Annotated in this window: 20 protein-coding genes; 6 read left to right on the top strand and 14 right to left on the bottom strand. The window is 57.2% G+C overall.

From position 1 onward, the window contains the following. Positions 1 to 7: 7 nt before the first annotated feature. A complete protein-coding gene (locus tag NC979_RS04840) occupies positions 8 to 2,281 on the bottom strand; it encodes an AMP-binding protein (protein ID WP_190518036.1) in 2,274 nt (757 codons plus the stop codon). A gap of 188 nt (positions 2,282 to 2,469) precedes the next feature. Further along, on the bottom strand, positions 2,470 to 2,652 hold the full coding sequence (locus NC979_RS04835; protein ID WP_199308787.1) for a hypothetical protein: 183 nt from the start codon (positions 2,650 to 2,652) through the stop codon (positions 2,470 to 2,472). Between the two features lie 228 nt (positions 2,653 to 2,880). On the opposite strand from NC979_RS04835, the gene NC979_RS04830 reads away from it, so the two are divergent. Further along, positions 2,881 to 3,867: an ABC transporter ATP-binding protein gene (locus tag NC979_RS04830; protein WP_190518034.1), complete on the top strand. Its 987-nt coding sequence runs from the start codon at positions 2,881 to 2,883 to the stop codon at positions 3,865 to 3,867. A 67-nt stretch (positions 3,868 to 3,934) separates the two neighbouring features. On the opposite strand, the gene NC979_RS04825 is transcribed toward NC979_RS04830, so the two are convergent. From NC979_RS04825 to NC979_RS04815, 3 genes are read right to left on the bottom strand one after another with little or no spacing between them, the layout of a single operon-like run. Further along, positions 3,935 to 5,383 carry a glycoside hydrolase family 13 protein gene (locus tag NC979_RS04825; RefSeq protein ID WP_190518032.1) on the bottom strand — a complete coding sequence of 483 codons (1,449 nt, stop codon included), beginning with the start codon at positions 5,381 to 5,383 and terminating at the stop codon, positions 3,935 to 3,937. A gap of 53 nt (positions 5,384 to 5,436) precedes the next feature. Further along, a complete protein-coding gene (locus NC979_RS04820; protein ID WP_190518029.1) occupies positions 5,437 to 5,847 on the bottom strand; it encodes a nuclease A inhibitor family protein in 411 nt (136 codons plus the stop codon). A gap of 1 nt (position 5,848) precedes the next feature. After that, positions 5,849 to 6,310: a peroxiredoxin gene (locus tag NC979_RS04815; RefSeq protein WP_190518028.1), complete on the bottom strand. Its 462-nt coding sequence runs from the start codon at positions 6,308 to 6,310 to the stop codon at positions 5,849 to 5,851. 191 nt (positions 6,311 to 6,501) lie between these two features. Here NC979_RS04815 and NC979_RS04810 point away from each other — a divergent pair, with 191 nt between their 5' ends. Continuing rightward, on the top strand, positions 6,502 to 7,959 hold the full coding sequence (locus NC979_RS04810) for a DASH family cryptochrome (RefSeq protein WP_190518027.1): 1,458 nt from the start codon (positions 6,502 to 6,504) through the stop codon (positions 7,957 to 7,959). Between the two features lie 524 nt (positions 7,960 to 8,483). Here NC979_RS04810 and ptsG read toward each other — a convergent pair. Continuing rightward, positions 8,484 to 10,337, bottom strand: coding sequence for a glucose-specific PTS transporter subunit IIBC (gene ptsG / locus NC979_RS04805; RefSeq protein WP_190518026.1), 1,854 nt, complete (start codon positions 10,335 to 10,337; stop codon positions 8,484 to 8,486). A gap of 433 nt (positions 10,338 to 10,770) precedes the next feature. After that, positions 10,771 to 13,332 carry a phosphoenolpyruvate--protein phosphotransferase gene (ptsP, locus tag NC979_RS04800; protein WP_190518025.1) on the bottom strand — a complete coding sequence of 854 codons (2,562 nt, stop codon included), beginning with the start codon at positions 13,330 to 13,332 and terminating at the stop codon, positions 10,771 to 10,773. Positions 13,333 to 13,648: 316 nt separating this feature from the next. Here ptsP and NC979_RS04795 point away from each other — a divergent pair, with 316 nt between their 5' ends. The 3 genes from NC979_RS04795 (at position 13,649) to NC979_RS04785 (ending at position 15,975) form a co-directional block, all read left to right on the top strand. Further along, complete coding sequence (locus NC979_RS04795) at positions 13,649 to 14,704, top strand: ABC transporter permease (protein ID WP_242023968.1); 1,056 nt, start codon at positions 13,649 to 13,651, stop codon at positions 14,702 to 14,704. A 13-nt stretch (positions 14,705 to 14,717) separates the two neighbouring features. Then, positions 14,718 to 15,020, top strand: coding sequence for a hypothetical protein (locus NC979_RS04790; RefSeq protein WP_190518024.1), 303 nt, complete (start codon positions 14,718 to 14,720; stop codon positions 15,018 to 15,020). Positions 15,021 to 15,102: 82 nt separating this feature from the next. Then, the gene (locus NC979_RS04785) at positions 15,103 to 15,975 is read left to right on the top strand and encodes a hypothetical protein (RefSeq protein ID WP_190518023.1); all 873 of its coding nucleotides are present in this window, start codon (positions 15,103 to 15,105) and stop codon (positions 15,973 to 15,975) included. A gap of 26 nt (positions 15,976 to 16,001) precedes the next feature. Here NC979_RS04785 and NC979_RS04780 read toward each other — a convergent pair whose 3' ends face one another. From NC979_RS04780 to NC979_RS04770, 3 genes are all read right to left on the bottom strand, one after another. Continuing rightward, positions 16,002 to 17,186, bottom strand: coding sequence for a bifunctional sterol desaturase/short chain dehydrogenase (locus tag NC979_RS04780; protein ID WP_190518022.1), 1,185 nt, complete (start codon positions 17,184 to 17,186; stop codon positions 16,002 to 16,004). A 131-nt stretch (positions 17,187 to 17,317) separates the two neighbouring features. Next, complete coding sequence (locus NC979_RS04775) at positions 17,318 to 18,355, bottom strand: hypothetical protein (protein ID WP_190518021.1); 1,038 nt, start codon at positions 18,353 to 18,355, stop codon at positions 17,318 to 17,320. Between the two features lie 69 nt (positions 18,356 to 18,424). Continuing rightward, on the bottom strand, positions 18,425 to 19,204 hold the full coding sequence (locus tag NC979_RS04770) for an RNA polymerase sigma factor SigF (protein ID WP_190518020.1): 780 nt from the start codon (positions 19,202 to 19,204) through the stop codon (positions 18,425 to 18,427). Positions 19,205 to 19,895: 691 nt separating this feature from the next. On the opposite strand from NC979_RS04770, the gene msrP reads away from it, so the two are divergent. Next, positions 19,896 to 20,885: a protein-methionine-sulfoxide reductase catalytic subunit MsrP gene (gene msrP / locus NC979_RS04765; RefSeq protein WP_190518019.1), complete on the top strand. Its 990-nt coding sequence runs from the start codon at positions 19,896 to 19,898 to the stop codon at positions 20,883 to 20,885. Between the two features lie 4 nt (positions 20,886 to 20,889). On the opposite strand, the gene cobW is transcribed toward msrP, so the two are convergent. From cobW to lepB, 4 genes are all read right to left on the bottom strand, one after another. After that, the gene (gene cobW / locus NC979_RS04760) at positions 20,890 to 21,945 is read right to left on the bottom strand and encodes a cobalamin biosynthesis protein CobW (RefSeq protein ID WP_190518018.1); all 1,056 of its coding nucleotides are present in this window, start codon (positions 21,943 to 21,945) and stop codon (positions 20,890 to 20,892) included. Between the two features lie 106 nt (positions 21,946 to 22,051). Beyond that, positions 22,052 to 22,486, bottom strand: coding sequence for a VOC family protein (locus NC979_RS04755; RefSeq protein ID WP_190518017.1), 435 nt, complete (start codon positions 22,484 to 22,486; stop codon positions 22,052 to 22,054). Positions 22,487 to 22,534: 48 nt separating this feature from the next. Next, positions 22,535 to 23,170, bottom strand: coding sequence for a hypothetical protein (locus tag NC979_RS04750; RefSeq protein ID WP_190518014.1), 636 nt, complete (start codon positions 23,168 to 23,170; stop codon positions 22,535 to 22,537). Positions 23,171 to 23,303: 133 nt separating this feature from the next. Then, positions 23,304 to 23,975, bottom strand: coding sequence for a signal peptidase I (gene lepB / locus NC979_RS04745; RefSeq protein WP_348253524.1), 672 nt, complete (start codon positions 23,973 to 23,975; stop codon positions 23,304 to 23,306). Between the last annotated feature and the right edge of the window lie 12 nt (positions 23,976 to 23,987).

The raw sequence follows: 23,987 nt of genomic DNA, 5'->3' as shown, positions 1-23,987 counted from the left end.
CCACTAATTAATGACTCTGTCTGCCCAGCAGGGTTTGCACCTCTGCATCAGACAACAATTCTAATTCTCTTACGATTTGTTCCAATTCCCTATGGTCAACAGCCTCGACCAGTGGAGTGGCTACAGTAGCACGGTCCTGGGCCGTGGCCAGATAAATCGACAGCGCCTCTATGGTCGGGTACTCATAGGCCAGGGTAGGTGATAGGGACACTCCCAGGGTCGATTCCAGAGCTTCGGCCAGCTCAACTGCCGCCAAGGAGTCAAGCCCATGCTCGGCCAGGGGTTGGCGCACATTTAGGGTGTGCTTGGGCACGTTTAGGGCGTTGGCTAGCCAGCTCAGCATCCAATCGGCGATCGCATCGGGGTTTAAAGGCGATGCTGCCGGGCTGGCTGGGCTGGCTACGGCAAGTGACTTTGCGTCTACCTCAGGCTGACTTGAGTTTTCCGCAGCGATCGCCTCGTCATCGTTGTCGACTGGGGCTTCAGCGCTCGCCAAGGCCTGACTGGTCTCTGCCGTAGGCCAGCCGTAGACCACGTCAAACTGACCAGCTAAAAACATCGACCGGCATAGGTGGCGCTGCACCTTGCCGCTAGAGGTTTTGGGCAGGGCGTTGGGCTTGAGCAGGGCGATCGCCCCTATCTGCAAGTCGTGGTCCTCGGCCACCCGACGGCGCAGGGCAGCAAAAATTGCCTCAGGGTCAGCGGTGCGCAGGGCACTGCGCTCCAGTTCATGGACGATCACCAAATGTTCAGTGTCATGCTCCATAACTGAGAAAGCGGCTCCGCTGCCCTGGCGCAGGGCTCGATGGGCCTGTTCCGCTGTGGCCTCAATATCCTGGGGATAGTGGTTACGGCCCCGAATGATGATCAAATCCTTTAACCGGCCGGTGACGTAGAGGTCATCGCCATGGAGAAACCCCAGGTCGCCCGTGCGCAAAAATGGCCCCTCAGTCCCGTCGGCCAGGTTAGCTTGGAAGGCTTCTTGGGTAGCGACCTCTCGCCGCCAATAGCCTTGGGCAATACTGCGCGACCAGCGCACCCAAATTTCGCCGATGGTGTGGGGGGGGCAGGGCCGGTGGCTGTCGGGATCCACAATAGTCACCTGATTAGGGATGGCCGGGGGGCCACAGCTGACAATGGGGCGAGCTGCGTCGGCATCGGTGGCAGAGACCAACGTGACCTGATTTTGCTGCAGGTCGGCGGCCTTGAGAATGAGGTGTTTGGGCTCGCCCTGCACAGCCTCGCCAGTGACCAGCAAGGTGGTTTCGGCCATACCGTAGCAGGGATAAAAGGCTTGGGGACGAAAGCCGCTGGGGGCAAAGGCTGCCGCGAATTGGGCCAGGGTAGCCTGATGTACTGGCTCGGCCCCGCTAAAGGCCAGCTGCCAAGGGCTGAGGTCAAGGGCACGCCGCTGCTCGGGAGTGGTTTTGCGGACGCACAGGTCGTAGGCAAAGTTTGGCCCGCCGCTGGTCGTGGCCTGGTAGTGGGAAATCGCCTCTAGCCAGCGCACCGGTCGCTGTAAAAACGAAACCGGGGCCATCAGGGTCATCTCGGCACCAACGTACAGCGGCTGCAAAATACCCCCCACCAGCCCCATGTCGTGGTAAGGCGGTAGCCAGGAAACCCCCCGACTGGCGGCAGTGTTGCCAAAGCAGCGGCCAATCAGCTCAGAGTTGTGCAGCAGGTTGTCGTGGCTGATCATCACCCCTTTGGGCAAGGCCGTTGACCCCGAGGTGTATTGCAACAGGGCCAGGGTGTCGGCTTGGATGGTCGGAGGCCGCCACTGCTGGGCCAGATCGGCTTGTAGGCCGTCGGTGCTGAGGCAGTAGAGCGATCGCAGCCGGGGGGTCTCGGCCAATCGCCGCTCCAGCTTTTGCAGGGTGGCGCTGTCGGTCAGAGCTACGGTGGCCCCAGCATCCTGCACCATGGCCTGGATGCGATCTAAAGAGCGGTTAGGGCGGGGGGGGTAGGCAGGAACAGCGATCGCCCCGGCGTAGAGGCAGCCAAAAAATGCGGCAATGTAATCTAACCCAGCGGGGTAGAGCAGCAGCACCGGCTGGTTTCGGCAGTTGAGGTCTTGGAGCAGTACTGCAATGGCTTGGGCCCGCTGTTGCAGAGCGCTGTAGGTAATCGTCTGGGCGGTCTCAGGGGTGCCCTCCGCCAAAAAACGGTAGGCTATGCCCTTGGGAGTCTGCTCAGCTCGCCAGGCCAATAGCTCCACAAAGGTTGCGATCGTTGTCAAGGGCTGTAGCGACGTCTGGTTCAGTGTTCGTTTCAACATATCCACAGCCCTGAAAAACTTAAAGGAGGAGTACCCCTGCCAGCGGTAGACGAGGACTGCCTAGGCGCCCTATAGAATACCAAGAGAGGTATCCGATTACCTAGGCTTAACCCAGCAACGATTGCCCTGCCGCTCTCAGCTTTGGGGCCGACAGACCGCTCAACCATTGCTATAACCTCTGCAAAGCCCTAGGTGATGAGTTCCAGAGCTGGCTCTACCACCCCTATCAGGGTAGACAGGGGAGCGGGCACCATGTCGCCGCGAAAGTCCAGAATTTGAACTAGCACAAGGTAACCAACCGCTAGCAGCAGGGAGATTACCCCGGTGATCACCGCTACCAGTTTTGAACGATCTATCTTAAAGCGAGCCATAGAGTAACTTAGGAGCAATTTATCAATTTAAGGAGTAAATGAGACCTCAGCTCAGCGTATTCCCTGCGAAGCCTGTCTTAACGTACAGGCCATAAGACACTGGCCTCATGTGTTCAGCCTGACACAACGAGAGCTGAATCGGCCCCTGGCAAGGGAGAGGTTTTCGAAGGGTATTCTAAGGATGAGTCCTTTAATGATTGTCGTCTATTTGGTCTTCGCACGGTTTCTATGAGCGCTCCATTGTTACCGATTGATCCTATCCAGCTAGACAACCGTCTGCCAGACAATCGCGCCGCTGTGGTGCAGACCGAGGGGCTAGGTAAAACCTATCGCACTGGGTTTTGGCTTAACCAGCGAGTGACTTCCCTCAAGCAGTGTTCTCTCACGGTTTACCAGGGTGAGACCTTTGGTCTGCTGGGCCCTAACGGGGCAGGTAAGACTACGCTCTTGAAGATTTTGCTAGGCATTATTCGCCCGACGGCGGGCCAGGCCACGCTGCTGGGTCATGCTTTGGGCGACAGCGCGGTCAAACAGCGCATCGGCTATCTGCCTGAAAATGCTTACTTTTACGACTTTTTGACCGGCTGGGAGTTTTTGCAGTATACCGCCGGTCTATTTGGTCTGTCGCGGGCAGCCCAGCAGCGCCGCATTGTCGAGCTGCTCGATCTGGTGGGCCTACCCCAAGAAGCGGCAAAGAAAAAGCAGCTGCGCCAATACTCAAAAGGGATGCTCCAGCGAGTGGGCATGGCCCAGGCCTTGATGAACGACCCAGACGTGGTGTTTCTCGATGAGCCAATGTCGGGGCTTGACCCCACTGGGCGCTTTCAGGTGCGAGAAATTATTTTGGCCCTGAAGCGGGAGGGCAAGACGATTTTCTTTAATAGCCACATTTTGTCGGATGTGGAGGTGATTTGCGATCGCATCGCCATTCTCGATCAGGGTGAGCTGATCGCCAACGGTAGTCTAGACCAGCTGCTGGGCACCGCCGACCAATATGTAGCCAAAGGTCGCAGCGGGCGTATCGCCGAGCTAGAGCTCTGGCTCGAGCCGATGACGGTGCAGGGCGATCTTTGGCAAGGCCATGTCAAAGGCGACCCCTACGAGTTCGCCAAGCAGATTCCCTTGGTGGGCGGGCATCTGATTGCCTTACAGCAGACTCGCCCAACGCTAGAAGAGTTTTTTATCACCCAAATTCGCCAGCGTCGCGGCGGGTAAACGCTCCGGTCGATGGCCCTGGATCAGGCAATTGTCCTGATCCAGGGCCGATAGGATTCTTTTTGCCTTACTCTACCGTCACCACCACCGCCGATCGCGAGGGCAGCGTTAGGCTGTCCTGGGCCCAGGTCGCCCCGTGGTAGCTGAAGACTTCGTGGACGGTTTGCCCCTGAGAGATTAAGGTATCGGTCGCAATTGGGAGCGCGCTCCCTTCACCAGCGTTGAGGACGACGATGATGCGATCGCTTCCCAGCGTGCGGCTAAACCCATAGACCTGACCCTCGGCGTGCAGCACGTCGTAGGTGCCGATGCGTAGGGCGGCGTGCCGGTGGCGCAGCGCAATCAGCTCTCGGTGAATGGTTAGCAGGTCGAGGTGCCACTCCTTTTCAGGGGGAAAGGTGCGGCGGCAGTCGGGGTCGAGCTCACCCGGTAAACCCACCTCATCCCCGTAGTAAACGCTTGGCGCCCCCGGGAAAGTAAACAACAGCAGGGTGGAGAGCACCATGCTGGCGTCATCCCCGTTGACCACCGAGTGAATGCGGGCGACATCGTGGCTAGAGAGCAGGTTGAGCTGGGTCAGCTGAATCTCCCAGGGGTAGAGCTTGAGCAGCTGCTGAATTTTTTCGCCATAGCCTGCCGCATCCAGGGCAGGGTAGGGATAGTAGTGGGGCTTTTCGACTAGATCCATGCGGATGCGATCGCCCGCCGTAAACGCCATCGTTGGCCCAGTGAACAGGTAGTTCATTACCCCGTCAAACTGGGTGCCGTCGAGCCACTGGCTAGCGTCAGTCCACACCTCGCCCACAATGTAGGCCTCAGGGTTGATGGCCTTGATGCGATCGCGAAATTCCTGCCAAAAGCCCTCGGTTTTGATCTCAAAGGGCACATCGAGCCGCCAGCCATCGATGCCTTGGCGCACCCAGTACTCACCCACCCGCATCAGGTATTCGCGCACCGCTGGGTGGTCGTGCTTGAAAGCTGGCAGGGCTCGGTTATCTACCCAGCTGCGGTAGTTAGCGGGCTGTGACCCGTCATAGGCTGACAGGGGCCAGCCCCCCACCTCAAACCATTCTAGCCAGGGGGAGTTGGGGCCGTTCTCGAGAATGTCGTTAAAGAAGAAAAAGCCCCGGCTACAGTGGTTAAATACCCCGTCTAACACCACCTTGATGTCTTTGGCGTGGGCGGCTTCTAACAGGTCAAAAAAAGCCGGATTGCCCCCCAGCAGCGGATCGACCTGGTAATAGTCGTGGGTGTGGTAGCGGTGGTTGCAAGCCGACTGGAAAATCGGCGTCATGTAGATGGCAGTAACTCCCAGATCTGCCAAATAGTCGAGTTTTTCGGCTACCCCCCAGAGGTCTCCGCCCTTGTAGCCAAAGGGTGTCGGCGGCGATTCCCACGGCTCTAGCGTCACGGCCATCGCTGGGTCATCGAGATGCTGCTGGGTCCGGGCAAACCGGTCGGGAAAAATCTGGTAGAAGACCGCGTGCTTCACCCAGTCTGGGGTTTGAAAAGCCATAGATGCCTTGCCTTGGTTGCTACCGTTAGGCTACCGTCATCTGACCGGAGTGGCTACGTCTCTACAACGTGGGTGCATGCCCCTAGGAAGCAACCGCTAGAATGCCGCCCCAGCAGGTATACCGTCACATTGCTTTGGCCTACGCGAATGCTGTGGAGGTCTTCCAAGTGGGTTTCTAGCACATCGCGAAGATTGGCAAATTTTTGCGCCAGGTGGCCGCCCTGCTCACTGGCCCAGTAGGGGTTGTTGAGCACTGGCCGAAAAAACGTTTCAGCGGGCCGAATTTCGAGGCTCTCCTCGCCCGCCAGCTTTTGAGCCAGAGCTTCGGTGCTGGGCAGGGGGTCGGCATAGATCACTAGGGAAACCAAGGCATCGCTTTCGCTGGGATACCAAAGACCGGCCATCGCCCCTTCGATGGCCGATAGGGAGATCGCCAATTCGTAGTGCTCGGGTTGAAGTTCCATATCAGGCGGTTTGTAGGGTTTTGAGCATGCCCATGGCCTGGTCTACATGGCCCTTGGGGTTGAATTGGGAATTAAAAATATGCCGTACCTTGCCGTCTTTGTCGATGATGTAGGTAACTCGACCGGGCAGTAGCCCCAGGGTGGCGGGTACGCCGTAGGCTTTGCGCACCGCAGAGCCGCGATCGCTGACTAGGGTAAAAGGCAGATTGTGCTTACTGGCAAAGGCTTTGTGCGAGTCGGGCGAGTCGCTGCTGATGCCGATCACCTCAGCCCCTACGGCGACAAAATCTTCATAGCTGTCGCGAAACGAGCACGATTCTACGGTGCAGCCAGGGGTGTCATCTTTGGGATAAAAGTACAGCACCACCGCCCGCTGCCCCCGAAAGCTTCTTAGGGTGACGGTCTCGCCCGCTTGGTTGGGCAGCGTGAAATCAGGGGCGACATCACCCACTTTGATGGCCATAGATGCAAATCTCCTGCACGGCAATTGATAGTTCTTTAGAATACTTAATAAAGGAATTCTCCGCTCAGCGAATAACTGCCGACTAACCCATCAGTGGGCGTTGGCGGAACTAAGGCCAGAGGTTTTAGCTCAATCCTCAACCGCCGACTGTATCCTCCCTTCCCCATCACTCCATCACTCCCCACTCTTCCATGCCCACCCTTGTCTGGTTTCGCAACGACCTCCGCCTCTATGACCACCAGCCTCTCGACGAGGCGTTGCGGGCCGGGCAGCCGATCATTCCTCTCTACTGTTTTGACCCGCGTCAGTTTGGCCAGACCGCCTTTGGTTTTCCTAAAACAGGAGCCTATCGGGCGCAGTTTTTGCTAGAGAGTGTGGCCGATTTGCGGCGATCGCTCCAAGCCCTGGGCAGCGACCTCGTTGTGCGCGTGGGCCAGCCCGAAGACGTGATTTCAGAACTGGTGAAGGCCCACAGCGTTGAGGCCGTCTACTGGCACGAGGAAGTCACCGCTGAAGAACTGCGGGTGGAGCAGGCGGTGGAAACCAAGCTGGCGGCCATGGGCTGCAAAACGGAGGTGTACTGGGGGGCCACCCTCTACCATCCCGACAAACTGCCCTTTGCCATTGATCGCCTGCCAGAGGTGTTTACTCAGTTTCGTAAAAAAGTGGAACAGCACAGCACGGTGGATGTGGCTCTACCCACGCCCCCGAAACTGTTGCCCCTGCCTCAGGTCAATCCCGGCACTCTGCCCACCCTAGCGGACTTTGGCCTAGAGGCCTCAAAGCCTGACAGCCGCGCCGTGCTCACTTTCGAGGGGGGCGAAACGGCTGGCTTAGCACGCCTCAACCACTATGTGTGGGATGCAGACTGCCTCAAGACCTATAAGCAGACCCGCAACGGCATGGTGGGAGCCGACTACTCGTCTAAGCTGTCGGCCTGGTTAGCGATGGGCTGCCTGTCACCCCGGCGGGTGTACGAGACGGTGCAAGACTATGAAGCGGAGCGCATTCGCAACGACTCCACCTACTGGCTGGTCTTTGAACTGCTGTGGCGCGACTACTTTCGCTTGATCTGCGCCAAGCACGGCAACAAAGTGTTTTACCCCTCTGGTCTGCGGGGGCTGCTGATCGACTGGAAGCAGGACTGGCCTCGCTTTGACGCCTGGCGCAACGGCGAAACCGGCTTTCCCCTGGTGGATGCCAACATGCGCGAGCTGGCCCACTCTGGGTTTATGTCGAACCGAGGGCGGCAGAATGTGGCTAGCTTTCTCACCAAAAACCTGGGCATTGATTGGCGTATGGGGGCCGAGTGGTTTGAGTCGCTGCTGGTCGACCACGACCCCTGCAGCAACTACGGCAACTGGAATTACACCGCCGGAGTTGGCAACGACGCGCGGGGCTTTCGCTATTTCAATATTCCTAAACAGTCGAAGGACTATGACCCCGACGGCCTCTACGTGAAACACTGGCTGCCGGAATTAGCAGATGTCCCTGCGGCTAAGGTGCACGAGCCATGGAAACTTCAGCCGGTGGAGCAAAAGCGCTTTGGGGTTATCCTCGGTGTTGACTATCCGCGCCCGGTGGTAAATTTGCAGAAATCGGTGCAGGCTAACGAAGCGATTTACAATGCCGCTCGCGAAATTGGTTAGGAGTTTTACTCACTCTAAGCTGTAACAATCACCGATAAAAAACTGGCAGACCACTGCTCTATAGCCCCTAAAAAGGTTGAGATAGGTCGGTTTCTTTGCGCTCGGTGAAGGTTAAACAGATCGCGGCAACGCTGCTCCACAATTTACTTAAACGTAGTCTGTGTAACGGCGGTCAATGTTGAGCTAACATAAACTTTATGCAGTGTTGACAATGTCATAGTTCACTGACTGATGCTGGCGGGTTAAGCCCAAAAGATAACGTTCATGACTAGAACAAAAGCACCACTAACGCATTTCCATAAATCAAGCCGTTAAATCAAAACCTTAAATCAAATCGTTGAATCAGCCATTTAACCTAATAACCCCAGCTTTGGACGGCTGGGGTTTTTTGTGGCGATTTGTGCTGCGCCAGTCCCCTGGCCCCTAGCGCTATTGCGGTTGATGAAACGCTCATTCGCTATGAATGTTGTAGGGCGGTAGGGGCGATCGCAAACCTCTACGCCCTAATGATCAAACAGATGAACCTACACCTTGGCCGCTAGTCGCTGAGCGATTTCATCGGCATACTGGTCGGCGTTGAGCCCAGTTACCAAGTGCAGCACGTCATCCTGTAGCCGCATGATGCCTTGCACTCCAGCAGCTTGGAGCGCAGTTTCGTCAATGGCAGCGGGGTCGGTGACTTCTACCCGCAGGCGGGTCAGAGCGACGGAGTCAACGGTGCGAATGTTGTTGGCACCGCCCAAGGCTGCGATCGTGGCCTCGGCTTTTTGGGCCGCTTGGGGGTCAAAGGAAATTTTGACCGGATCGGGGGTGGTTTCATTCACAAAGCCTGTGGCAGGTACTTCCACAATGTCGGCCTCGGGACCGGCGGTTTTGAGGTAGTCGGCCATGTCGGTCTTGAGGTTATCAGACTGGGGGCCAAAAATAGCCTGGGCATTTTGCCCCATTTGCAAAACCCCAGAGGCTCCTAGGGCCTTTAGGCGGGGGACGTTGACCTTCGCCATATCATCCACGCTGATCCGCAGACGGGTAATGCAGGCATCCAAGTTTTTGATATTGCTGCGACCGCCAAAGGCCAGCACCAAGGCCTTTGCCATTTCGGCTTTGTCTCCGGTAATGGCGGTGGTGGACTCATCTGTATCTACATCCTCTTCGCGGCCTGGGGTCATGAGGTTGAACTGGCGAATGGCAAAGCGAAAGATGAAGTAGTACAAGGCGACAAACACCGGGGCTAGGGCCGGGATTAACCACACCCGCGTTCCTAGACTGTTAAACAGCACAAAGTCGATCAGCCCGTGGGAGAAGGTGAAGCCCATGCGTCCGCCCAGGGTGACGAACAGCCAGTCGGCGAACCCAGCCAGTACGGCGTGAATGGCAAACAGCTGAGGGGCTACGAACAAAAACGAGAACTCAATCGGTTCGGTAATGCCGGTCAAGAACGAGGTTAAAGCGGCAGAAATCATCAGGCCGCCGACCTGCTTGCGGTTTTTGGGTTTGGCGCTGTGCCAGATGGCGATCGCTGCCGCCGGCAGCCCAAACATCTTGAACCAGTAGGCCCCGCCCAGAATTCCCGCCGTCGGATCTCCCGCAAAGAAGCGAGCAATGTCGCCCCGCACGGTTTCCCCAGTAATTGGGTCTTGGAATGAGCCAATCTCAAAGAAGAAAGGCACGTTCCAGACGTGGTGCAGACCAAAGGGAATTAGCAGGCGCTCGATGAAGCCATAGAGGGCCACGGTCAGCGGCACGTTGCCGCCCTCTGCTGCCGCCTGGGCAAAGCTGTTGATGCCAGCCCCAATGGGCGGCCAAACCACACTCATCACCAGTCCAGTCAAGATAGCGGCAAATGCCGTGATGATCGGGACAAACCGCTTGCCGGCAAAAAAGCCTAGGTAGCGTGGCAGGCTAATGCGAAAGAATTTGTTGAACATATAGGCGGCGATGCAGCCCATAATCAGGCCGCCAAACACCCCCGTATCTAGCGTGGGGATGCCCAGCACCGTCTTGGTCTCCAACCCCATGCCGAGGGCGACGGTGCCTAGGGTGGCGAGAAATACCACGAAGCCAACGGTGGCGGCCAGGGCCGAGACGCCATCGTTGCCGGTGTAGCCGATCGCCACGGCGATCGCAAAAATCAGCGGCAGACTAGCGAAAATGGCGTCCCCAGACGTTTTCATAATGGCGGCCAGCCACTCCGGCAGCCACCAAAACTTCGGGTCGGTGAGAACGCCCTGCTCAATTTGCTGAAGCTCGATCAGACGGGCGCTGCCCAGACCCAGCAGCAGGCCCGCTACCGGCAGCACCGACACGGGAAGCATGAGCGACTTCCCCATTTTTTGCAGCAGCCCGAAGGCGTGGTTCCAGGTTTCTTTGATTTTCATAGGAGGTGAACGGGTTGGGGGTAGGAGGGTAGGGGGTGGATGGGTAAGGGGGTAGGGGGTGGATGGGTGATGGAGTTAAGAAAAGGGGCTTACACAGCGGGGTTTATGTTTCTTCCCGATTGGTTGGCAGAACAGAGGTTTAAACCGATGATCAATTCATCCTTTCCGTGGAGTGAAGGGCGGCGGAACGTCTTTCTCGTAGGCCGAAGGACGCGCGAAGCTGGGGGTCTGGGGCCAGCGAAATGGCCCCGGCGGTGGGCTTGGCTTTCGTCCCTAGCTGTGCGCCACGCTTTTCTGCGAGCAATTGACCTGAATACCTCATAGTTCATGGTGGGCGGTGCCCACCCTACGGTGCTTTGGGTTCTTGAAGATGGTGCATTGGCGGGGCAAGGGTGGAATGACACCGATCGCAACCCTTACCGCCGAATGCACCCTACGCCTCTTCTAGGGGCACCAGATTGCGCACTTGGGCGGCAGAATCCAAATTCAACGCCTGCTGCGCCAACTCCTGACAGTGGGAATAGCTCAAAGCCCGTACCTGGGCCTTCACCGCTGGAATCACTGGCACGCTGACGCTCAGTTCCTTTACGCCCAGGCCCATCAGAATAGGAACGGCTAGGGGGTCGCCCGCCATGCCGCCGCAGACACCTACCCATTTGCCGTGCTTGTCAGCCCCTCGCACTGTCAGGTCGATCATGCGCAGCACGCTGGGGTTAAGGGCATCCACATAGGGGGCCAGCTTGGGATGGCCGCGATCCATTGCCAAGGTGTATTGAGTCAGGTCATTGGTGCCAATGGAAAAGAAGTCCACCTGTTCTGCAAACCGCTCAGCGGACACAGCGGCAGCCGGCACCTCAACCATGATGCCGATCTCGATGGGCGGCACGCCCAGCTTCTGGCGCTCTTCTTCCATTACCGCCTTGGCCATCTCCCACTCCTCCATGCGGGCAATCATGGGGAACATCACCCGCGCCTTGCCTGCGGTGGAGGCTCTGAGAATGGCGCGAAATTGAGTGCGCATCAGCTCGGGGCGATCGAAGCCGAGACGAATGCCCCGCTCGCCTAGGAAAGGATTCTCTTCGTGGGCCATGGGTAGGTAGGGCAGAGGCTTATCGCCGCCCACATCCAGGGTGCGAATAATCATGGGGCGATCGCCCAGCACCCGCAAAATGCTGGCATAGATCGCCTCCTGCTCATCTTCAGTGGGGGCTGAACTGGCCTCCATAAAGACAAACTCTGTTCTGAGCAGACCGACCCCTTCGCCGCCGACCTTGAGCGAGGCTTCAGCATCTTTTTGGCTGCCGATGTTGGCGACCACCTCAATCTGCTGCCCATCCTGGGTGATGGCCGGCTCAAAGGCATGCTCCAGATCCGTTGCCTGCTTGGCCTTTTGGCGGGCAATGCGATGCTGGGTTTGCTCTAGCTCGCCTACGGAGGCATTGAGCCTCACCCGGCCCTTGGTGCCATCGAGAATTATCGGGGTGCCATCGGCCAGGTCAAGAATGCGGGGTTCGATGCCGGCGATCGCCGGTATGCCCATCGACCTTGCCAAAATTGCTACGTGAGAGGTAGCCCCACCCGCCACCGTAGCAAAGCCCACCACCCGCGTCGGGTCAAGGTTGGCCATATCCGACGGGGTGAGGTCTTCGGCCAGCAAAATAGTGTTGGCGGGCAAAACCAGGGCCTCTGCTTTGACCCCAGTGAGAATGCGGAGCACGCGATCGCCCACATCGCGCAAATCGTTGGCCCGCTGGGCCAGCAGCTCGCTCTTGAGCCGGGCCAGCTGGTCAGCCTGGGTGGTGTAGGTCTCCTGCCAGGCAAAGGCGGCGCTCTTGCCCTGGTCGATGGTGCTAGTGGCGCTATCCATCAGTTCTGGGTCTTCCAGCAGTTCTTGGTGGGCGGCGAAGATGGCGGCTTTGCTGGGGTCGCCCTGGCCATGCACCTTGGCGCGCAGACTCTCGATTTCGAGCGCCGCCTGGTCGATCGCTCTGGCAAGCTTGCGGTGCTCATCCTTCGGACTGTCTGCGGTTTCGTCAACGCGCAGGGCCTGTCGCTGCTGACGGTAGGTGTTGCCCACCGCTACCCCAGGCGAGGCGGCCACGCCCAGAATGATATTGGGGTTGTCGCTCTTGGGTCGCGGGGCCGGGGCGGAAATGTCGGCTTGGGCAACACTGGCGGCAGCGGTGGTCACGGGAGCGGCACCCTCTTCGCCCAGGCCATCCCGCAGGGCTGTGGACAGGTCTGCGATCGCCGCGGCTGCGTCGGCCCCGGTCGCCTCCAGCGTCACCGTCTCACCCCGACCGATCTCCAACCCCATAATTGCGACCACGCTGCGGACGTTGGCGCTGTCGCTGCCCCGATGCAGGCGAATAGCCGACTGATACTTTTTCGCTAGCTGAGCCAGCACCGCCGCCGGTCGGGCATGCAGCCCCACCGGGTTGGGAATGACAATGGCTTCGGAGGTCACCGTGTCCCCGGTCTCGGCCTTGCTAGCGGTTGTTTCCCCCACTAGCACCAGCTCCAGCACCATATTGCGGGCGGCGTTGACCATACCGTTAGCGGGTCTAAACTCGGCCACGCGATCGCTGTTGGTCACCACAATTTGGGTCAGCAGGCTGCGGGCGTGGAGCGCTATATAGTCGGCGTCGAACTCAATTAGGATGTCGCCGGATTTAACGCGATCGCCCACCTTTACCCTGGCCGTAAACCCCTCACCCTTTAGAGCTACGGTATCCAGCCCAATGTGCATCAAAATCTCAATGCCCTCGGCGGTCTTCACCGTGACTGCGTGACTAGCGCTATGAATTTGCAAAATATCCCCATCGCAGGGGGCTAGCAGCACCTGACTGGTTGGATCAATAGACACGCCATCGCCCACCATCTTTTGCGCAAATACTGGGTCAGGCACGGTGTCTATCGGAACCACCAGCCCCGACAGCGGGGCCGTTAAAACCAGACTGTTAGTTTTGGTTGGGGGGGCTTCAAGGGCTGTCATAGGTAGGTCCTGAGAAAAGATTAGTTTTGATCGGAGTTCAATTTCGGGACTGCCAAATGATTTTGGGGTGTAGCAAAATTCGGTCTGAGCCGGTCAAAGGCATGGTGTTGAGCGTTGCCTTTTGAGGGGGAATATAAACATCAAAGATGATGGCCACCCTAGTGGGTTCAATTCAGCAATCTAACGTTGCAAAGTAGTCGGGTAAGTATCAGTTTTGTTAGGTGCGATCGCGCCTAGCACCGTCAGCATCGATAAGGCTGGGCGCGATTGGTTTAGAATCACCACAGATAACCCTTTAATCTCTGTGCATTTGGGAATGGCCCAGTCTTCTACTCCTCGCCGCCCTTCAATCAGCCCCTGGGAACGTCTGGTGGTCTTTGCCAACAGTGAAACCGTCCTCTACGTGCTGAAGCGCATCTTGCAGGCTGCCCTAACGCTGCTGCTGGCCTCGGCCCTAAGCTTTTTTGTAATTCAGCTAGCACCGGGCAATTTTCTCGATCAGTATCGCCAGAGCCCGCAGTTTTCGCCCGAAACCCTGGCGCAGCTAGAGGCCCAGTTTGGCCTCGATCAGCCAGCCTGGCGGCAGTACCTCAACTGGCTCTACCAAGTAATCTTCCACGGCAACTTTGGCCTCAGCTTTGCCTACCAGCGCCCAGTGGTTGACCTGCTGTGGGAGCGGGTACCCAATACCCTGTTGCTCGCTTTCGCGGCTTTTCTGGTTACCTGGCTAATCGCTATTCCCATGGGCATCGTCAGCGCGGTCAACCAAAACCGTCCTGCTGATCGCGTGTTGCGGGTGCTGAGCTATTTGGGTCAGGGCATGCCCAGTATCGTGACTGGCCTGCTGCTGCTGTTCTTTGCTCAGAGCGTGGCACCGCTGTTTCCCATTGGCGGACGCACCAGCATCATTCACGACGACCTCAACTGGTTTGGCAAGCTCGTGGATGTGGGCTGGCACCTGATTTTGCCTACCCTAGCCCTCAGTATCACCAGTTTTGCTGGTCTTCAGCGGGTTACCCGAGGGCAGCTGCTCGACGTGCTGCGCCAAAACTACATTCAAACCGCCCGTGCCAAAGGGCTGTCAGAAAATCGGGTGGTCTACGTCCATGCTCTGCGCAATGCGGTCAACCCGCTGATCACGCTTCTGGGCTTTGAGTTTGCTGGCCTGCTGGGTGGTGCATTCATCACTGAAACCTATTTCAACTGGCCTGGTCTTGGAAAATTGACCCTCGAAGCGGTGCAGGCCCAGGATTTGTATTTGGTGATGGCGAGTCTGATTATGGGAGCGGTGTTGCTAATTGTGGGCAATCTGCTGGCCGATCTGGCGCTGAGTTTTGTCGACCCTCGCATTCGCCTGTCGGATATTAACTAGGCGGCGAGAAAATATGGTGTCTCAGCTCTACTATTTGCTGCGAGCGCGCGCCGACGGCAGCTACCTGGTGGCTCGTCCCCACGGTGGTGGTAGCCCCGATCAGCCGCCTCCTACGGGGTTTCTGCTGGTGTTTACCGCCGACTACGATGCCCTCAGCTATCTCAACGCCCACGCCCCCGAGCTGAGCGACAAATTTGCGATCGAGACTATCACCGCCTCTAGCCTCAAACCCTTGCTTAACCGCTGGGATTTCCAAGGCCTAGGCATGGTCAATGACCCTCGCCTGCCCCAAGTCGAGTTTTTTAACCGCAGCTAGCTAGGGCTTCCTCAAAACCAAGAAAAAGTCATCGCAGCACAATAGATCAGTAGTTGATACCCCGATCTCAGCCTCAGCCGCCATGGCCGATAGAACGCAATACCTGTTGGAACTAGTCCATCGCAACGTCAAACCATACATCGCTAATCCAAAGACCAAAGCCGTTATGGTCACAGGCTCAGTGGCAGAGGGACGGTGCGATGAGTATTCAGACTGCGATGTGATGCTGTACTACGATGAGCTGCCCACCGATGATGAGTTGGCTCTGGCACGGCAGCACAATCAAGGTGCAGAATTGATTGAATTTTTGGGCGATCGCCAATCGGGTGCGTTTGGTGAAACCTTTCGGATTCAGGGAGTTGAATGCCAGTTTGCCCATACGGCGATCGCCCAGTGGGAAACAGAAATGGCCACCGTTCTGGAAAAATTTGAGATTCAACCCGGCATCCTGAAAATGCTGCATGGCACCTTAATCGGCATGCCTCTCCACGGAGAAGCCCTCATCCAGCAGTGGAAAGCCAATATAGCTAGGTATCCTGACCAGCTCGCCCAAGCCATGGTGGAGCACCATCTCAAATTTTTTGCTCTTTGGGGCATGCAGCCAAAGCTGGCTCGGCGCGATGCCACCCTCTGGTACTACCAAATTCTGGTCGAGTCCGTCCAAAATATTCTCGGTGTGCTGTCGGGCTTGAATCGTCTGTACTTCTCAACGTTTCAATTCAAGCGCATGGGCACCTTGATCGAGCAAATGAAGATTGCCCCTCAAAATCTTGCGCTACGGCTGGAAGATTTGTTTCACCAAGAGGCCGCGAGCGCAGCGCTTCACCTGGAATCCTTAGTACAGGAAACCGTAGCGCTAGTCGAAGCCCACATGCCCCAAATCAATACCGCCTTTGCCAAGCGACAGCTGGGCTGGAGACAGCAGCCGTGGCAAATTATGTCAGCCGATCAATAACTCAGGGATGGCAGCTCCTCTAGTCGTCAGCTCTGGCTGGAGCGAGTAAAGAGTCTGAAGTAGAGCCCCTGACTCAATTCTTTGATCGGAAACAACAGGTAGGTCAGCGGGTTGATGGTGACAATGATGTTGCGTACGTTGCGCTTGGCTAAGGCCACCACCGCCCAAGCTATCCAGTCGGCAGACATCACCCCAATGGGGTTGAGGTTGCTCTTAAACGGCCCTAGAATCACCTTGCGCACGACGCAGGGGGCACCGAGCCGGCGCAGATTAACCAGGTCGCCCATCAGTCGCTTAGACAATTCGTATAGCGGGCTAAAGGCCGGGTTTACCTCAGCTTCGGAGGTGTTGACCCAGACTTCCTTGGTCGCCCGCTGGGGCGAAGTCTCCACCGTGCTGAAGAAGACCTCCATTAGCCGCCAGCCAGAGAGGGCGTTGGCCTCTAGGGAGGTTTGAATGGCCTCAGAGGTGCGATCGCCGTGCACATTCAGCCCATGGTTCAAAACCAAGATATCCACCTTCTTGAGCGCCTCGCGCAGGTCAGCTTCAGCGCCAGGTTGCCACTGCCAGCAAGGAATGTTCTCATCAAAGGTAGCGTTGGCAGAGGTTGTCAGGGCAATGGGCCGGGCTTTCTGACGAACGAGTTCGTTGATCAGAGCGCGACCCAGGGTGCCCGACGCGCCAGTGACCGCTACGGTTTTGCCCTTGAGAGAAACAGCAGTGCCCATCAGCTTATCCAGACCGGTAAAGTAGCCGGCGAAGTAGGCGTTGGTGTCGTCGAAGTGGTGCCGCCAGTGATAGGTGCGGTTGACCCACCAGTTGCCGGGAATCGTGGTGAGTTCGCCGGGTTCGTGGGTGAGGTCGGTGGTGAGTAGCCAGCCCTGGGATCGCGCGATCGCCGCTAGCAAAAATCCCAGCCCATACAATGACCCTAGCCATAGCCCAGAGATGCCAGTAGAAATCGCCAGACCCGCCAGGGCCCCAGTCATGACTATGGCTTCGGGAGTGTCGTTATAGAGCTGAGCCTGGCGATAGAGGTCGGGGCTAACGGGGCTAAAGTCTTTTTTGTAGGCCCGATGGTGCCAGTTGTGAAGGCGCATGAGGGGCGGCCAGTAGTGGCTGACCATGTGATAGATATCGCGCACCGCCTCTGCTACCAGGATCGCGATCGCACCCCACAATCCCTGCCAAATTACCGTTTCAAGCGGCATATAAAATTCCACACCACATCGAGCAATTCACATTCTGACACGACTTGCTGCGGGGTGCAGGCTCCTGAACAATAGCAAAGCCCGGAGGGTCACCTCCGGGCTTTGCTATTGTTCAAGCTTTAATTAAACAGCTAAGCCGCAGGCTCTTCGGCTGTAGCAGTCGGAGCACCCACTGGGCGCGATACCTCAATGCCGTTTTCTTCTAGCACCACCACCGGATCGCTACCGCGCATGTCAATGCGCTTGACCAGCACCTGACCGTTAGAAACTCGCTGACCTGCCTTGACATACTGACTACCAGCCGAGGTTTGTACTACAGCAAAGTTTTCGTTGCCGATGGTCATCACGCCGGTCACCAGCACGGCTTCCGCGAGGGCGGGCTTTGGAAGTTGAGGCAGAGGTGCTAAGGCCGCAGGGGTTGCAGAACGTCTAGCACCAGCGTTGCCTGCAGCGGCTCCTGACCCGCCTGACGTCGTACCAGCTGCGCCACCAGCGCCACCAGCTCTAGCCACAGCGGACCCAGCGCCGCCACCAGCACCAGTACCTGCCCTGCCACCAGCCGCAGTAGCACCAGTCCCACCACCCGCAGTAGCACCAGCCGTAGCTGTGCCACGGGTCGCGCCTCCTACTGGCGGTGGTGGGGCAATTACCCGAGGCGGCGGCGGTGGTATGGGCACTATGGCGAAGGGGTCGGTACGGCTGTTGTTAATTTGCTGAAGGCGCTCGTTGGGGTCGGTAGACTGAATCAAATCAGCCCGAGCAATGGGCGAGAGCTGAGGTGCAACGGGCACCAGCGGCTCGGCAAAGGCTTCTTGGGTAGCTACCGGCTCCTCAGGTACGGGCACCGACTCCACCGGAACTTCTTCAGCGGGAATGCTCTCTTCGGCAGGGGTACCAGCCTGCTGGGTTCGCTGGGCAATAAAACTACCCAAGAAGGGAATTGACGCCAGCATGGCCAGCAGACCACCTAGAAATATCATGAGGCTGTTGCGGGCCCACTTGCGGCCTCGAAACTTAGCCCAAAAGACTAGCAGCGCAAAGGGGATAAACAGTGACAGCAAACCCCACACGGGGCTGACCTTAAACGCGTCTACAACGCCAACAAGGCTGCCCACAGTAGCCAGCACAGCGCCAAGAATAAACAAGACTAAAAACGCGATCGCCCCCATTGCTGAGCCTCCTTGCTTCCTGAGCCGATGTTCCTAAACGATAGCTCAATTCCGAGGATGCAGAGCGTTTTAGGCGGTTTCATCTTCGTTAGACACCATAAGCACCTGTAAATGCTTGAGCCCTTGCTTCACCCGGCGCGATACGGTAACGGCGCTAATCCCCATGCGCTCGGCGGTTTCTTTTTGGGTAAGGTCGTAGAGAAAGACAAATTCCAGCACTTCGCGGGTGCGGTTCTCAAGCTGGTGCAGAGCCTGCTGAAGGCGAAGTTGATCTTCTTGAGCCAGCTGAAAACTTCTGTATTTGAGGTCGGGCAACAGGTCGCCTAGACAGCCTGATTCTTCATCTTGTACTGGGGCGTCGAGGCTCAGCAGCGATCGATTGCGAGTGGCCAGCTTGACATCTTGCCACTCGGCTATCGAGATATCGAGGGCTGCAGAAATTTCGGCATCGTTGGGCAGACGACCCAGATCGGCTTGCAGTTGGCGAATAACACGGGCCGACTGGCTTTGCAGTGCCTGCCACCGCCGTGGGATGCGCATAGAGGTGCTTTTGTCGCGCAGGTAGTGCTGAATTTCGCCACGAATGTAGGGAATTGCAAAGGAACTAAAGGCATAGCCCTTGCCCATGTCGAAGCGTTCGATGGCGCGAATCAGCCCCAGGCTACCCACCTGCATGAGGTCGTCAAAGGTTTCGTTAGATTGTTGCAGCCAACGGTAGGCCTCACGGCGGACTAACCCAATGTTGAGCTGCACCAGTTGATTGCGCAAATTGAGATCGGGATTGCTTTGATAGAGCCGCAGCAGTTCTAGGGTGCTGCCTTTAGCTTGAAATCGGGAAGTGGCGACCATGGCGATCTCAGGAAGTGGTGAATCCAGTTGGGTAAACCGAGAACTATGCTGCCTGACGGTAAGGCCCTAAACGGTAACAAAGGTAGTTGGGGCATAGGCGGCAAAGAAAACCTTGCTACTCTCGCCCGGCTGCTCTCTGTTAACGACAAGGCAGTGCATCACAGGATCGTGTGCTCGTGATATAAGCCTAAGCGCCGACGGAGGTGACCACAATGGCGTAACTACGGATACCTATGGACTCGCCCCATCAGTATAAGAGCTGGCGATTCTGTTCTAAAGTCTTCCTGCTTGAGTACTTCTCGCCAAGGCTTTAATAGGCCGATTTGGGGTGCTACCCTCAAATTTTGTTGGTCGCCAAGCCTTGCTCCCCAATGGTTTCAGCCTCGTTTACATAATTTCTATGGCTCTGTGAACTTTTGGCGAAGTCTGCCAGTTCCTACGGATGTGGCTAGGCAAGTCTAGTCATTGGTTAAAATTTGAGTCTTGAACTTATGCCTGAACAATTAAAACAAAGACCCGTGTTTTCCCTGGGGTGGGTCTCGAAGCGTTACATAAGTTCGGAGTCAATGCTTAGTTTAGGTCTGGTGCAGCGGTGCCTTTCTCACTCCAAATTCATCTAGGGCAGGAAAGGCAATGTCAAAATAGGCCTTAGGCTGGTGATCGCCAGTTTGTAATCCTAGAGCTCATCGCTATGGTTTTCTTTCGGTCTCGCCCCGGCTGGCAGCTACCAGAGTCGCGAGTGACTGCTGAGGGGGTGTTTTGGCAGCGACGACGGTTTATGAAGTCGCTGATTGGGGCCGGAGTTGGGTTTGCGGCGGCTTCAGCAGGGGCCTGTCAGCGCTCGCCCACCATGGACGCAGACCTGGCGAATACCTTAGGAGAACCCCTGAGCGGGGCGAGGCTCAACGGTGCCTTTGCTGATGCTGGACGAGAGCCGACGCCGCAAATGTATGCCAGCCGCTACAACAATTTCTACGAGTTTGGCGGCAGCAAAGATATTTGGGCGAGCGCCCAGGCTCTGCCAACTGACCCGTGGAGCGTAGAGGTGACAGGATTGGTCAAAAATCCTCAGACCTTTAGCCTAGATGACTTAACCCAGCGCTTTGATCTGGAGGAGCGCATCTACCGATTTCGCTGTGTAGAAGCTTGGGCTATGGTTGTGCCTTGGATTGGTTTTCCGATGCGATCGCTAATGGCGTCGGTGGAGCCGAACTCAGCGGCTAGGTATGTCCAATTTACTTCCTACTACGACTCTGCGGTGTGCCCAGGTCCTAGTCTAGGCTTTGCCCGCAATCTGCCCTGGCCTTACACCGAGGGGCTGACTGTGGAGGAAATGGCTAACGACTTGGCCTTTTTTGCGGTTGGTGTCTACGGGCGCACCCTGCCTAAGCAACACGGTGCCCCAATTCGTATGGTGGTGCCCTGGAAGTATGGGTTTAAGGGGGGTAAGTCGATTGTCAAAATTGAGTTTGTAGCTGAGCAGCCTGCCACCTACTGGAATACGCTAGCCCCCGATGAGTATAAGTTTGAGGCTAATGTAGAGCCCGATGTACCTCACCCACGCTGGTCGCAGGCTAAAGAGCGGTTGATTGGAGAATCGACGGCAGTGTTTGCCTGGGAGCAGCAGCCCACGGTGATCTACAACGGCTACGGGGAGTATGTGGCAGAGCTGTATGGGTAAGGGGTTAGGCGGCGATCGCAGCCCGAATCACCTCTTTATCCAGGTCCTTACCAATCACGACCAGTCGGGTTTGGCGAGGCTCACTGGGTTGCCAGGCCCGGTCAAAGAAGGAGTCAAACCGCTGACCAACGCCGTGGACTACCAGACGCATGGCTTTGTTAGGAACATCAACGAAGCCCTTGATACGGTAGATCTCATGGGTGGCGGCGAGGGTTTCTAGCCGCTTGACTAAAGCCTTGGGGTCAAAACTTTGATTGAGCACGATGGGGATAGCGACGATATCGTCGTCGTGGTCGTGATCATGCTCGTGGTCGTGGTGGCTGGGGCGGCTGTCGAGGTTGTCTTCGACGGCGGCGTTAAAGCCCAGTAGCAGGTCGGGACTAATGGGGCTGCTGCCCTCGCCTCCGGCTAGACCCAGTACTTTGACGGAGTGGGGTAGCTGCTGGGTGAGCCAGGTTTCGATGCGCGTGCGATCGCTCTCACTCACCTTATCTACCTTGGTCAACAGCACCAGGTCAGCGCAGTTGAGCTGGTCTTCAAACAGTTCTTCTAAAGGCGTTTCGTGGTCGAGGCTGTCGTCGGCCTGGCGCTGAGCTTCCAGAGCGGGTAGGTCGCCCACTAGGTCGCCTGCGGCTAGGGCTTCGCCGTCGACCAGGGTAATGACGCTGTCAACGGTGGCGGCGGTGCGAATTTCGGGCCAGCGAAAGGCTTGCACCAGGGGCTTGGGCAGGGCGAGGCCAGAGGTTTCGATCACAATGCAGTCGATCTGGCCGCGGCGGGTCATGAGCTGCTGCATAGTGGGCAAGAACTCCTCCTGCACGGTGCAGCAGAGACAGCCGTTGGTGAGTTCGAGAATGTTGGTTTCGGAGGCGATCGCCTCCCCATCTTCGTCACACACCTGGCAGCTACGCAACAGGTCGCCGTCGATGCCGACTTCGCCAAACTCGTTGACCAGCACGGCAATGCGCCGACCCTCAGGGTTCTGCAGCAGCTGGCGGATTAGGGTAGTTTTGCCTGCCCCCAAAAAGCCGGTAATGATGGTGACTGGAATTTTATGCATAGCCTTTACATTGCGCCGATCCTCAACCTATCACGGCAACAGCCGGGCAGAGAGAACAACTTATGCAGAGAGAACAACTTATATCGTGGTTCAGCAGTGGATCGGATTATTCGGCATCCCCCACCTGCTTTTGGTCAACCTCGCCAAAGATGGCGCTGGGGTGGCAGTAGTATTTAAACTCCAGCAGGTTAAAAAATGGATCCTGCAAAAAGAAGGTGCGGTGCTCTAGGGTGCTGCCTGCAAAGCGCCGCTTTTCGCCCTGGTAGAAGTTGAGCTGCTTATCCTTAGCCCGGTTTAGCAGCGTTTCCCAATCGGTCTCGGCCAAAAATACCAGGCCAAAGTGGCGGGGATAAATGCCTTTTTGGGGAGTGATTTCAGCGGTGGCGTGGGCCACGAGCTGATGGCCGTAGAGGTTGAGAATGAGCGAATTGGCCGTTTCTCGCCCTGGCTGGCAGCCCAACCCGCCTGCATAAAACTCCTTCGCCGTGGCAATGTCGGCCACCGGAAAGGCCAGGTGAAACAGGACGCTAGAAGATTTCATAGGGCTTGCAGGCCGGTACGACGAAGGCAAACATTCCGTCGCCCTGGGCTAAGCGACGACTTCACGATTGGCGGAGCTTTCGGTGCCAGAATCGACGGCGTTGAGCAGAGCTTTAAGGGCGGTATCTTCAGCCTGGCTAATTTGCTGGTCGAGCAGGGCGATGTGAATGGCTTTTGACAGCACAAAGGCTGCTACTTCGGGCTCGAGTTGCTCCACTAAGAGGGGCATTGGCATGGGCACCTTTAGGGCTGAGTGAATGCCCGTCAGCAACGATTCTTCCAGGCCCATGGCCACTAATCGGGGCCGCAGGGTAGGCCAGTCTGCGAGGGGGTCTTGTCCGCTGGCGTGGAGAATGGAGGCCAACAGTCGCTGCACCTTGCTCTGATGGGCGGAGGGCATAGCGTTATAGGCGAGGGTGTCAACGGCGGGGGTAGCGTCTACATCTCGGTTGAGGTTGTCGAGAATTTGCTGCCACTCAGCCTCGCTACACTGCTCTGGCTTGCCCACGCAGAGCGAGACCTGAATGCGGTTGCCGTTGGTTTGTAGCTGGGTCACCTCGGCGTGAATGCCTAGATAGCCGAGCCACTGCGACACCATGCCCACTAGCTTGCTGTTGGCCGATTGGGCCTGGGCCAGCATTTGCACTTGGGTACGCACCAGGGGGCGAACAAGCTGTACAAGCATGGAGCTTTCCTCGCGATCGCGTGATCTGAAGCCGCCTTGATCTTACACAACCCCTTAGGCTGTGGTGGTAATGCAGTATGCCATTGGGTAGCGAACTAACGGTCTGAGTCACGTCAGGAAGGATGCCTGCTTCTTAGCTGACGGGGCCCAGGCGATCGAGGGGCCAAAACCGGAACCGGGCCCGACCAATGATGTTTTGCTGGGGGAGCCCGCCCCATACATGGGAATCATTGCTGTCGTTGCGGTTGTCACCCATGACGAACACTTGCCCTGGGGGGATGGTGACAGGCTCTAAAGCATAGTCGGGAGCTTCGAGGGTATAGTCCTCTTGCAGCGGTTCGCCGTCAACGATCACCTGTCCTTGGCGGACGGCGATGGTCTGACCGGGTTCGCCAATCACTCGTTTGATAAAGGCCTGACGAGTCTCGTATCCCAGCTGGGCAAGCTGCGGCGGTGGCGCAAACACCACGATGTCGCCCCGGTGAGGAGACTGCCAGCGGTAGCTGATTTTTTCGACCAGTAGGCGATCGCCGATGTGCAGCGTCGGATCCATTGAGTTGGAGGGAATGTAGCGAGGTTCAGCGATTAGCACCCGCACCGTGAGGGCTATTGCTAGGGCGATCGCCAGTACCCGGATATTACTCCACTGCCCGGTCCACAGCGATCGCCAGCGGGCCCAAGCTGAAACCTCCGCTGGCGGTGCTTTATCTTCAGTGGGGGGATTAGGTGGGGCAGGTTGCGGCAGCTTAGGATTCATCGGGTTGTCGTTGTCGCGGTATGGGGCAGCAATGCTTTTTTCTTTCACCTTAAAGCCCAG

The organism is Leptolyngbya subtilissima AS-A7 (assembly GCF_039962255.1).
Lineage (GTDB): Bacteria > Cyanobacteriota > Cyanobacteriia > Phormidesmidales > Phormidesmidaceae > Nodosilinea.
This window is presented reverse-complemented; position numbering and strand designations above follow the sequence as displayed.